Here is an 11479-nt window from a genome sequence, read left to right on the forward strand (position 1 = left end):
GCTTTTCTTTTTCTCTGACTAAAATATCACCTGCAAACGCAGTAAACACTATGCATTTTTTATAATTAATGATCAATACAGGATTCTGATTGTGTTGCTGATTCTTGTATTCAAGTAAAGAATATTAGCCGTTATTAATTCAGTAGTTTCCCTAATTGATGATGCAAGCTCGATAGTGTGATTATTGATAGTGAATAATTCGCAACCATATGCGGTTTGAATTTGCGAATTATAAATAAAAAAAAAGGAGGAAGTTGATGGATAATCAAAGAGGGTTAATCCTGCTATTTGTCGTGCTCGGATGGTTCAGTCTCAACAGCCAGGTACTCGCCGAACCACTTCACCAAATCTCATCTGAAACCTGCAAGACTTGCCATAAAGAGATCTATAAACAGTGGAAAGGATCGATGCATGGCAACAGTTCTGCGCTCAATGATCCGATTCACGCTACATTCTATAAGAAGGTTGTGGGTGACCCTACCAAGGAAGGGGTTAAACATAAGGCATCAGGCAAGTATCCAGTCTGTCTGCAGTGCCATGCACCCAATGCAGCAAAGGACAAAACCACAAAACTCGACGCCAAACCAGCCTACTCTGAAGGGGTCAACTGTGTGGTTTGCCATAGCCTGAAAAAGTACAACGGCATTCAGGCGCCGAATGGCAAATTGCAACTCGGTCTGAAGGCCTACGATTACTCCAAAGATACGTTACAGGGTCCGGGAAGACACTCCAATGTGGGATTACAGAAACTGGCTGCTGCCGGTGATGTTTTCGGTGGCAGTGGCATGAGCGATGACAGTAAACCCAATCCACATCTGGGTGAAGGGGTAACGGTTGACGGTAAAGAGATTCCTTCCATGCCGATGGAGAGCAATCCCAAGCTGATGAAGACTTCGGATTCCTGTATGGGGTGTCATGATCAGCGCAACAATCCACACGGCGTTCCTCTCTGTCAGACCGGTAACGAGTATTCCGTCAGCCACTCCCAGGTAAACTGTCTCTCCTGTCATATGCCGATCAATGACGGGTTAGCGGATCACTCCATGGGCGGTGGACATGACAGCGGTATTCTGCAGCGTTCTGTGGTGTTTGATGTCTCTACCGAATCTATCGGGGATGTCATCCGGGCAACTGCCTATCTGAAAAATCCTCAACCCCACAGCCTGCCGACCGGGGCACCTTTCCGTAATATCTACATGAAACTGACAGCCTATGATGGCGAGGGCAATGTGATCTGGGAAAATGCCAAGGGGCATCCGAAGGATGGGGATTCAAAAGCCTACTTCGTCTACGCCCTGGCCGACAGCGAAGGCAAACCGGCCATGCCACCTACCGCGACAGCACTGGGTAAGGATACACGCCTTAAACCTCACGAAGAGCGGACACTGGTCTACGACATACCGTCGAAAGGCGTAAAACTGGTACGCGGTGAACTCTACTACAACCTGCTTTGGCCGGTACTGGTAGAGAAGTTCAAGCACCTGCCAGAAGATTTGACCGCACCTACGCTGATAGCAACGGCGGAAAGCACGCCTTAAACTGATGACAAACAGGCTTGGCATCAACCGATGCCAAGCCGAACTAACCTCCCCTTATCTCTTCCACACCTCCTGGTATGCCAGGGGTCCGGGGTGGCTGAGCCTGGGCGCCATAGCCCTGATCCATACAGCGCCCCCCTTTGCCATACCGACCTTTCTGGAGGCCCTTCTCTACCTGGCGATTACCACCAGCATGGATTCCTTGGCTATGTGAAGGCGATGATCAGCGGTTACGGGGAGTAGTAGAGCCGCTACGGGCCTGGAATCCAGCCGGAAGATCTATTTCTCATCCGGGATTGACAAAGCACCAAGATATCTTCAGAATTCGCGTTTCACAAAAAAACGCGCCCGTAGCTCAGCTGGATAGAGTACCTGGCTACGAACCAGGTGGTCGGAGGTTCGAATCCTTCCGGGCGCGCCATTTTCAAAAAGCCCTACCCCCATAAATCAGAACCTCCTATCTCGAATCTGAGATAATTCGAACCTCCGAATCAAAATAATCGGTTCGACAAGGCACGTCAGTGCCGCAGAGCAGCTGAAAGCTGTTAATCCTTCCGGGCGCGCCATTTTCACAAAAGCCCTACCCCCATAAATCAGAGTCTCCTATCCCGAATCTGAGATAATTCGAACCTCTGAATCAAAGATGCTGGTTATTTCTTTGTAAAGGTTAAAAAATAGTTGGCACGGAGAAAGTTCTCCTCACCACTGAGGCGAAAACCGGATTGCTCTATTTCCGCAATGACACCGTCTCTATCCAGCCTGACATGATCCATCACCCAGTTGGAGCTGAATCCAGGCCTTTTACGGTAGTCGATGACCACTAATCTTCCGCCGGACTTGAGGCTTTGATGGATCAATTTCAACATCACTTGCGGTTGTTCGAAGTGATGATAGGTATCACACACGAAAACAACATCCATGGTGTCTGGCTGCAGTGCCAAACTGGTTTGTGAATTGACGATACCCTGTACATTTTTCAGGTTCGACTGCCTGGCAATCTGCAGAATATTGCGGATAAACTCTGAGGAGATATCTACTGCAAAGACCCGACCTTGGTCACCAACCTCAGTTGCGAATAACCAGGTAAACAATCCGGTACCTGCACCGATATCAGCCACCCACATACCTGTTTCCAGATTCAGAGCCTGCAGGATTGCCTCTCTGTCGTCGTATACCTCACGTCCCGGACTTTCAAAGATATCCTGCCAAACTTGAAAATCCGGATCCTGATAGGGCTGATTGATTCGTGGATCAGCACCTGCCGAATGATCCTCCGCCATCAATGAGAGAGATGGCAGAGCAGTCAGTAGCAAAATGAAAACGAGTCTGGGCAGATATATCAAGGTTAGCCCCATCTCCTCATCCTCTTAGTGGAAGTGATCTTACGATGAGAGATTCCCATCGATATGCATATCCGTATCATCAAGCCGCTCCCCAGGATCCTCAACCCTGCCGGCAGAAAGAGCCGTATCGATCAATGCCATCTGTTGCTCCCGATGGAGTGTGGCATCACCACAGGCCGGTGACGCCGAGGGGGAACGACCAGCATATCCAAGACTCTGTTCGGATTGAGCCAGAAAGCGTAAATGGTGCTGAATCTGATACCAGGCACCCTGGTTACGGGGTTCCTCCTGACACCAGAGGATCTCTGTGAGTTGTCCATAGCCTGACAATATTTCAGCCAGCGGGTGACGGGGAAATGGATAGAGTTGCTCCACTCTGAGGATGGCGATGTCCTCGATACCCCTTTCACGCCGGGTTTGCAGCAATTCAAAGTAGACCTTGCCGCTGCAAAGCACCACTCGCCGAACCCGCTGTGGATCCAGGTCATCCGCTTCAGGCAGCACACTCGCCAGGGCGCCATCGGTAAAGGCCTGAAGTTGTGACTTGGCCATCGGGTGACGCAACAGGCTTTTCGGTGTCATCACAATCAGCGGCCGACGAAAACGGCGCATCATCTGGTCCCGCAGCAGATGAAAAAACTGGGCCGGTGTGGTGGGTACCCAGACCCGCATATTGAGTTCCGCGCACAATTGCAGATAGCGTTCCAGCCGTGCCGAAGAGTGTTCAGGCCCCTGCCCTTCAAATCCATGAGGCAGGAACAGGGTCAACTGACAGAGCCGTCCCCACTTCAGATAGCCGCTGGCGATGAATTGATCGATCACCATCTGCGCACCATTGCCGAAATCACCGAACTGGGCCTCCCAGATCACCAATGTGCCGGGCATCGAGGTGGCGTATCCATACTCAAAACCAAGCACTGCCAATTCGGAGAGGATGGAGTTGATCACCTCGAAACGGGGCTGCCCCTCGAACAGCTGTTCCAAGGGAGTATGGGTGGAAAAATTGTTCTGGTCGTGAAAGGTGGCATGGCGATGAGCAAACGTGCCTCTGACCGAATCCTGACCGGAGAGTCGCACAGCATAACCCTCGTGCAGCAGGGTTGCGTAGGCAAGGGTCTCTGCCATCCCCCAATCCAATGGCACCTCAGCGGATAACATCCGTTGCCGCTCAGCCACCACTCGGGCTACCGCCCGCTGCAGCGTAAAGCCCTCAGGAAGTTTCAGGGTCTGCTGCCCCAGGCGACACAACAACGCCCGATCAACCCGGGTCTCTACCTGCTCATCGGGCCGGGCATTCAGGTACTCCTCCCAATGGGCCTCGTAACCACTGCGGGAACCGCGCAGAAACTCCCGCACAACCACCTTGCCCTGTTCCAGGGAGTAGCGGTAACTCTCACGCATCTCCTCCGCATCATCCGCCTTAACCAGACCGTCCTCAACCAGGCGCCGGGCATATAACTGGCGGGTGGTCGGCATGTTGCGGATTCGCTGATACATCTGTGGCTGAGTCATCATTGGCTCGTCGGCCTCATTGTGACCCTGACGCCGATAACAGACCAGGTCGATGACCACGTCATTCTGGAATGTCAGTCGGTAGTCGATTGCCAGCCTGGTAACGAACAGCACCGCATCCGGGTCATCTCCATTGACATGAAATATCGGTGCCTGGATCAGCTTCGCCACCTCAGTGCAGTAGAGGGTGGAACGGGCCTCCTGGGGATGGCTGGTAGTAAAACCGATCTGATTGTTGACTACCACATGGATCGTACCGCCTGTGCCATAGGCCGCTGTTTTGGAAAGGTTCAGCGTCTCAGTGACCACCCCCTGACCGATGAAGGCCGCATCCCCGTGTACGATGACCGGTAGCACCAGATCCTTGGCATCCGTCTCATGACGATCCTGTCTTGCCCGGCAACCACCCTGCACCACCGGCCCGATAATCTCCAGGTGAGATGGGTTGAAAGCGAGTGACAGATGAACCGGACCGCCCGGTGTCTGGATGTTTGAGTAGAAACCCTGGTGGTACTTCACATCCCCGGAACCGGAGCCCGCATCCAGGCTATGGTCTCCCTCAAACTCTGAAAACAGTTCACTGGGAGCCTTGCCAAGCAGATTCACCAGCACGTTGAGACGACCGCGATGGGCCATGCCGATCACCACATCGGTGACACCACGCTGCCCCCCACCCTGGACTATTTCGTCCAATAGGGGAATCAGGGAATCCCCCCCCTCCAACGAGAAACGTTTCTGACCCACATAACGCCGATGAAGATACTGCTCCAGCCCCTCGGCAGCGGTTAAATCCCGAAGTACGGCGATCCGCTCCCGGTTGCTGTTCTGGGCCGCCAAATCCCCCCGGGTCGACTCCAACCGACGCTCAATCCAACGGCGTTCATCCGCCGCACTTAGGTGCAGATATTCACTCGCCAGTGTGCCGCAGTAGACCCGCTCCAGAACTTCAATCACCTCAGCAGCGGGCAACGCCTGCTCTGCCTCGATGGAGACCACATTGACCGGTTGCTGCAGATCGGCACTCTGCAATCCATAGTAGGCGGGATCCAACTCCTTTGGTCGCTGATTAGCCACCAAACCCAATGGATCAAGATCCGCAAAGAGATGCCCTGAAAGGCGGTAAGCCATGAACAGGCGATCCAGACCCGGGTGTATCAGTGATGGCTGTGGGAGATGGCCGGCGGGACCCTGCCCTTCTGTGTCTACACCGTGATCGAAACCGTAGAAGAAGCTGCGCCACTCTGCAGAGACCTGATCCGGGTCTTCACAAAAGGCTTCATAAAGTTGATCGATATATTCAGCACTGGCACCGACAAAATCGGCTCTGCGACGCTGAATCTTTGTGCTTTTGTCCACCCTCAGTCTCCGCCTTTTGCCTAATTATTGCAGCCAGTCTAGCACCAGCACCGTGGTGAAGTGAATGAGCGCCAGAAGTCACAGGATGGATGGTGATTTACAGCGCTTCGTGGTCTCCTGTATCTTGCAAAACCCACCTCACTGTTAGGTTGTTGATTAACTCAGTTATCAGGAATCTGATGTAGATGAACGCCTTAAAAGCATGATTTCGACACCGAATCGGTATTCTCAAAGTCAAGGTAGTTTTCCACACTGGCAGGATGCAGGATTCGACGCTTATGGAGAGACCATATGTTATAATCGCACAATTGTGATTGTGTAGTTTGAAGAGGTTTACACGCTTGAATCTTGCCTCACTTAAACACAAGGGAAAACACTCCCTGGCGATAATCTCAGGCATTTTGTTCTTCCTGGTGGTGGCGGCCACAACGGAAGTGATCGTCTATCTCCTGGACTCAAAGAACCAGGAACATGAACGCTCCGACGTGGTGGAAAGAGTCTCAACCCTGAGAGCAAGACTGGAGGGTGAACTCAACTCCACACTGCACCTGACCCGTGGTTTGATTGCCTATGTGGCGACACATCCTGATGTCCAGGAGCCCAACTTTTCCCAACTGGTCAGCGAGATCCTCACCCAGGGACGCAATATCCGCAATATCGGTCTGGCTAAAAACAACATTATCACCCACATCTTCCCGCTCGCCGGCAATGAATCGGCACTGGGATTGGAGTATGAAAACAACAGCACACAGTGGCCAGCTGTCAAGCGGGCCATGGAGGTAAAAAGTACTGTCGTCGCCGGGCCGGTGAATCTTGTTCAGGGCGGCACCGCGTTCATTGCCCGCACTCCCATCTATACCCGTAAAGGTATCACCGGTCTGCTGAGTGAACATAAACCCAGCTACTGGGGATTGGCTTCCATTGTGATCGATATTCCGAGTCTGTTTCAGTCTGCCGGTATTGCAGAGCAGATGGACGGGCTCAACCTGGCCTTGAGGGGTAAGGATAGTTTGGGTGCTCAGGGTGGGATGATCTTTGGCGATAAGACACTGTTCTCACAAAATCCGGTGACTCAATCCATCGTGCTTCCCAACGGCAGTTGGCAGATCGCTGCAATTCCAATCGATGGATGGGGTTCGGACCAAACCGTCCTTTGGCCGGTTCGAATCATCGGCTGGCTTATAGCTCTGTTTATCGGCACTCTGATCGCTGCACTGGTGAAAGCCCGGGCGACAAACCTGGAACTGGCACTGCAAGATCCACTCACCGGTCTGCCAAACCGACGGCTGTTGGAGGATCGACTGCAGCTGTTGCTGGAACATCATAAAAGAAATAAAACAGGCTTTGGCGTTCTCTCTATCGATCTTGATGGATTTAAGGCGATCAACGATACACTTGGCCATCGTGCCGGCGATCAACTACTGCAGATCGCTGCAACCCGTATGCAGTCGAGCGTTCGAGCCTCGGATACTGTCTGCCGAAGTGGCGGGGATGAGTTCATTATTCTGGTGGATGACGTACATAGCCGAAGCGACCTGGAAAAGGCGCAGCAGCAGGTCATCAATAAACTGACCGGCAATACCCTGGTAGAGAAACAGTCCATTCAACTCAAAGCCAGTTCCGGTGTCGCCTACTATCCGGAAGATGGTGATTCCATGGACAGTCTGCTCATGGTAAGCGACCGGAAGATGTATAAAAACAAAAACAAAGGCAAGATTGTTGATATCGACTCGGCCAACAGGGTTTAACGATCCGTGCATAGCTCGATCTCTGGTTGGAGAGCAGCGCCGGATCAGAGATAGGCTGGCGAACACTCAAAACCGCCCCCGTGATCCATGCAACAGATGGGCGGCCCCCATAGCTTACACATCGTCAAATTGATGTTGTGAGTATTACAACTCCAGCGCCGGACCGGATTGTATGATAATCGACAATTCCATCCACTCATCCCTCAAATTCTCTTTAAAAACAATCAGATAGAGAAACGCTCACTGTTGGAACGCTTCTTGCGAGATCTCTGTAAGTTATCAACAACAGAGACTCCCAGGTGAAGAAGTGAGTTATTCAGATGTAGAGGTTACCGATGTCGATGCCCTGCTCTCCTCAGCAGATCCGGTCATCATCGACATGCGGGACCAGCAGAGCCAAAGCAGAGGACATCTACCTGCCGCACGATCCGCTTCTGATGAGACCATCGGCCAACTGATTCGCCAGCGTCGCACTGATCCCGCCGTATTGGTCTATTGCTATCACGGCAATCAAAGCCGCGATCTCTGCAGTTTCCTGAACCAAATGGGCTTGAACAATGTACACAACCTGGCTGGTGGCTGGGAGGCCTGGGAACGTTTCAAAGCAAGCAACAGTGAAGTAGGCAAAAAGGCATGAAAACCACAGACAAGATCCGTAAACAGTTGAGCGACCATCCGGTAATTCTCTATATGAAAGGCACTCCTGATGAGCCCCGCTGCGGCTTCTCGGCCAAGGCGGCATCCGTATTGAAAGCAACCCAGGTCGGATTCGCTCATGTGGATGTGCTCAGTTCGCCATTGATCATGCAGGCACTGCCCGAGGTCTCGGAGTTCCCGACCTTTCCCCAGCTGTTCATTAATGGTGAGATCATCGGTGGCAGCGATATCGTCGAGGCGATGTATCAGAGCGGTGAACTGCTTCCCATGCTCAAAGCAGCCACTGAAGATTAGGAGTCACTCATGAATGAGGAAGAGATTGTCACCCGTGTGCGTTCACTCCATCCGCAGGCGGTTATCGATATCGCCGGTGAGGATTGCAGCTTTGAACTCTATGTGGTCAGTGAAGCGTTTACCGGAGTCTCCATTCTGAAACGTCAGCAACCGATCCTGGCCCTGTTCAAAGAGGAGATCAGCAACGGTACCCTGCACGCCTTGACGATCAAGGCGAAGACACCGGCTGAACTATCGTCACAGGGCGGTTTGGTACAGATACAACCACTTGCCTGAACATTGCAGACGGCGTTATAGCACTACCTCAGGCTCTATCAAGATTTTCCCAATCCGCCTTAACAGACAGGAAACACCATGCATAAGATCGGTATCTTCTTCGGCACAGAATCGGGCACGACCCGACTGATTGCAAAAAAGATCGCCCGCAAAATCAATTCCCGATATGAGGATCAACCGGCAGCGAAACCGATCAATATCAACCGGGTTGAGCTGGATCAGTTGCTTGCCTACGACAAGCTCATACTCGGCACACCAACCTATGGTGAAGGCAAGCTACCCGGCAAGGCAGCGGGCAACGAAGAGATCAGTTGGGAGGAGTTCCTGCCGCAACTGAAATCCATCGATTTAACCGGCAAGCAGATAGCCCTTTATGGTCTGGGAGATCAGGAGAGTTATCCGGACCGGTTCGTTGATGGCATGATGCGTCTGCATAAGCCTCTGCAAGATGCCGGTGCTGAACTGATCGGTGGCTGTGCGGTTGAGGGGTTCGAGTTCAACCATTCAAAGTCGGTGGTGGATGGGCGATTTGTCGGACTGGTTCTGGATCAGCATCTGCAGCACCTGTTGACTGAGCAACGTATCGACAGTTGGCTGGATGAGATTCTGCCGTTGATGCTCACCTGAATCTTAAACAAATTTATTAAACCGACTGCTGCTCCCTCAGTTTGCTACGTACCGCCATCAATACCTTGCCAAATGTGTTGTGACCCAGCCCATCACGACCACACCCCCAGTAGTAGTCGTACTGGCTGGTCTCAATGATCTTCTGTTCCGTGGTTGCCAATAAGGCAGCGGCCACTTCCGGGTGAGACCGGCATTTGATGTAGATGGCACGGGTCATCACCACCTCCCGCATCTGCTTCCAATCTTTACGGATCGATCGCTTGTTATTTGCTGCCAGCTTCTGCGCCTTGTTGGGGTGGGCTGCATTTCTGACCTCCTCCCGTAGTGCAGGATCCTCAAATTTCATGCCCTGATAGTAGTGCTCCACCGAGGGCCAGTTTGCATCATCCAGCTCAAAGCCAAACTTTGAACAGCTGGCCAATGGATGGTTTACGTCGGTCCGGGAGAGGTAGTAAGGCTCCAGGTTATCTGCAGAAAACATCAAGACACTCCGTTAGTATTCAGTCAGCTCAATCGTGACTCTGCAGGATCGTGCACACCACCCTGCGCTCCCGTCTCGGGCCATCGAATTCACAAAAGAAGATATTCTGCCACTGGGACAATCCCAATTTACCATCGATTAGTGGAATGGTCTCAGATGGCCCCACCAGACCGGACTTGAGGTGGGAATCCCCGTTGCCATCCTGTTGATCATGCTGCCAGACACCTTTCGGTATCAATTTACGCAGCAGATCCACAACATCCCGCTGCACACTGTCATCCCAGTTTTCCTGAATCATGATGGCTGCGGTGGCACCCTGGGCGTAGAGTGCCACCAGACCGTTCTGAATGCCACTGGAGCGTACCACCTCCTCGACCTGAGGGGTGATGTCTACCAGTTCCTCCCGCTGATGGGTTGTCAGGGTGATGATGTCACGCATAGGCTCTATCTAAGAACAAAACAGTAGCTGACTCAACTCGGAGAGTGAATTGATATCCCAATCCGGTCTTGGCAGTTCCGCCGGGTAATCGATATTCGGGGCAAACCGACCGGTCCGCACCAGGGCTGTCTTCATACCAAGCCTGACCGCACCGGCAATATCCGTATCCGGTCGATCACCAATCATCAGACAATGGTCCAGACTGATCCTGAGTCGCTCTGCAGCCATCTCATAGAGCAGTGGGTGAGGTTTACCAATGATCAACGGCTGTTTGCCTGTGGCAACAGCGAAGGGCGCTACCAGTGCCCCGCCACCGGGTAACACGCGATGACTGCCCTCATGATGAGCATCAACACTGTGATCAGGATTGGTACAGACCAGTTGAGCCCCCTGCTTCAGGATCAGGTTAGTACCTATGGTGATAGACTCAAAGTCGATCCCCGGCCCCTCACCGATCACCACAAAATCGGCCTGCTGCAAATCTTCCCGACCGTGTGCCTGTAGTGTCAGATGCAGACCTTCGGCTCCCACGGCAAAATATCTGAAATCCGGCTTCTGTCGGGCCAACCAGAGAGCTGTCGCTTCGGCCGATGTGACGATCTGCCTCTCATGCGGTCTTCTGTAGCCCATTCCCTCGAGACGATCCGCAACCCTGGCTGGCGGCAGAATGGGATTGTTGGTTATGAAAGCATGGGGCAAATCCCCAACCCTTCGCATGAACTCCAGTGCTTCAGGGATCGCTTTTTCGCCATGATAGAGGACACCGTCCATGTCCAGCAGTAGAGCTTTAATTGCCATTTTCACAAGTGGTCTTTGGTGTTGCTGTGTCTGTTGTTGGCCGCGAATCACCGCTAATGGTCGCAAATATTACTGAGTGGTCGCTGTGGATCAATAGTGGATGATAAATGGCTGAATTGTCTGGGCTTCATCATTGGAAGATTTTCGTGGATTTGCGGTGATTGGCGTTTATTTGCGACTGAATACTTCTTCAATGCTCTCTCTGCCATAAAAAAGGGGTTGAGGGTCTCCCTGGCTTGGGTGTGGGCTGGAGGTTGGGATTGATTCGCCTTCGGCTCACCCCTTCGGGGCGCCTACGTTTCACTGCAGCGTCCTGCGTCGCTTCGCTCCTGGTGATTCGCCTTCGGCTCACCCCTTCGGGGCGCCTACGTTTCACTGCAGCGTCCTGCGTCGCTTCGCTCCTGGTGATT

General features: G+C 52.5%; 12 protein-coding genes and 1 tRNA gene. 8 read left to right on the forward strand and 5 right to left on the reverse strand.

Annotation, left to right across the window (positions count from 1 at the left end; genetic code table 11):
- The first annotated feature begins 257 nt into the window (after window positions 1-257).
- The 3 genes from A3193_RS10610 to A3193_RS10620 all read left to right on the forward strand — a co-directional run bounded on the left by A3193_RS10610 (window position 258) and on the right by A3193_RS10620 (window position 1959).
- A complete protein-coding gene (locus A3193_RS10610) occupies window positions 258-1538 on the forward strand; it encodes a cytochrome c family protein (RefSeq protein ID WP_069006789.1) in 1281 nt (426 codons plus the stop codon).
- A gap of 4 nt (window positions 1539-1542) precedes the next feature.
- The gene (locus A3193_RS10615) at window positions 1543-1752 is read left to right on the forward strand and encodes a hypothetical protein (RefSeq protein WP_069014674.1); all 210 of its coding nucleotides are present in this window, start codon (window positions 1543-1545) and stop codon (window positions 1750-1752) included.
- 130 nt (window positions 1753-1882) lie between these two features.
- Window positions 1883-1959, forward strand: a tRNA-Arg gene (locus A3193_RS10620).
- Between the two features lie 229 nt (window positions 1960-2188).
- Here the strand turns inward: A3193_RS10620 and A3193_RS10625 are convergent.
- Together A3193_RS10625 and A3193_RS10630 are read right to left on the reverse strand one after the other, a co-directional pair.
- Window positions 2189-2893 (reverse strand): class I SAM-dependent methyltransferase, encoded by a 705-nt coding sequence (locus A3193_RS10625; protein WP_069006790.1) that lies wholly within the window; start codon window positions 2891-2893, stop codon window positions 2189-2191.
- Between the two features lie 27 nt (window positions 2894-2920).
- A complete protein-coding gene (locus A3193_RS10630) occupies window positions 2921-5749 on the reverse strand; it encodes a 2-oxoglutarate dehydrogenase E1 component (RefSeq protein WP_069014675.1) in 2829 nt (942 codons plus the stop codon).
- Between the two features lie 341 nt (window positions 5750-6090).
- Here A3193_RS10630 and A3193_RS10640 point away from each other — a divergent pair, with 341 nt between their 5' ends.
- The 5 genes from A3193_RS10640 to A3193_RS10660 all read left to right on the forward strand — a co-directional run bounded on the left by A3193_RS10640 (window position 6091) and on the right by A3193_RS10660 (window position 9351).
- Window positions 6091-7497: a diguanylate cyclase domain-containing protein gene (locus A3193_RS10640; RefSeq protein ID WP_162273744.1), complete on the forward strand. Its 1407-nt coding sequence runs from the start codon at window positions 6091-6093 to the stop codon at window positions 7495-7497.
- 307 nt (window positions 7498-7804) lie between these two features.
- Window positions 7805-8134, forward strand: a complete 330-nt coding sequence (locus A3193_RS10645) for a rhodanese-like domain-containing protein (protein ID WP_069006794.1) — start codon at window positions 7805-7807, stop codon at window positions 8132-8134.
- Window positions 8131-8448 (forward strand): Grx4 family monothiol glutaredoxin, encoded by a 318-nt coding sequence (gene grxD, locus A3193_RS10650; RefSeq protein WP_069006795.1) that lies wholly within the window; start codon window positions 8131-8133, stop codon window positions 8446-8448. The genes A3193_RS10645 and grxD overlap by 4 nt, the downstream gene beginning before the upstream one ends.
- A 9-nt stretch (window positions 8449-8457) precedes the next feature.
- Window positions 8458-8724 (forward strand): BolA/IbaG family iron-sulfur metabolism protein, encoded by a 267-nt coding sequence (locus A3193_RS10655; RefSeq protein WP_069006796.1) that lies wholly within the window; start codon window positions 8458-8460, stop codon window positions 8722-8724.
- Between the two features lie 78 nt (window positions 8725-8802).
- Window positions 8803-9351 (forward strand): flavodoxin, encoded by a 549-nt coding sequence (locus tag A3193_RS10660; protein WP_069006797.1) that lies wholly within the window; start codon window positions 8803-8805, stop codon window positions 9349-9351.
- 16 nt (window positions 9352-9367) lie between these two features.
- Here A3193_RS10660 and A3193_RS10665 read toward each other — a convergent pair whose 3' ends face one another.
- From A3193_RS10665 to A3193_RS10675, 3 genes are read right to left on the reverse strand one after another with little or no spacing between them, the layout of a single operon-like run.
- Window positions 9368-9832: an NADAR family protein gene (locus tag A3193_RS10665; RefSeq protein WP_069006798.1), complete on the reverse strand. Its 465-nt coding sequence runs from the start codon at window positions 9830-9832 to the stop codon at window positions 9368-9370.
- A gap of 28 nt (window positions 9833-9860) precedes the next feature.
- Window positions 9861-10271 carry a secondary thiamine-phosphate synthase enzyme YjbQ gene (locus A3193_RS10670; protein WP_069014678.1) on the reverse strand — a complete coding sequence of 137 codons (411 nt, stop codon included), beginning with the start codon at window positions 10269-10271 and terminating at the stop codon, window positions 9861-9863.
- 9 nt (window positions 10272-10280) lie between these two features.
- Entirely contained in the window at window positions 10281-11069 is a 789-nt protein-coding gene (locus A3193_RS10675; protein WP_069014679.1) for an HAD-IIA family hydrolase, read from the reverse strand.
- Window positions 11070-11479: the final 410 nt, after the last annotated feature.

The sequence above is a fragment of the Candidatus Thiodiazotropha endoloripes genome, from assembly GCF_001708965.1.
Lineage (GTDB): Bacteria > Pseudomonadota > Gammaproteobacteria > Chromatiales > Chromatiaceae > Thiodiazotropha > Thiodiazotropha endoloripes.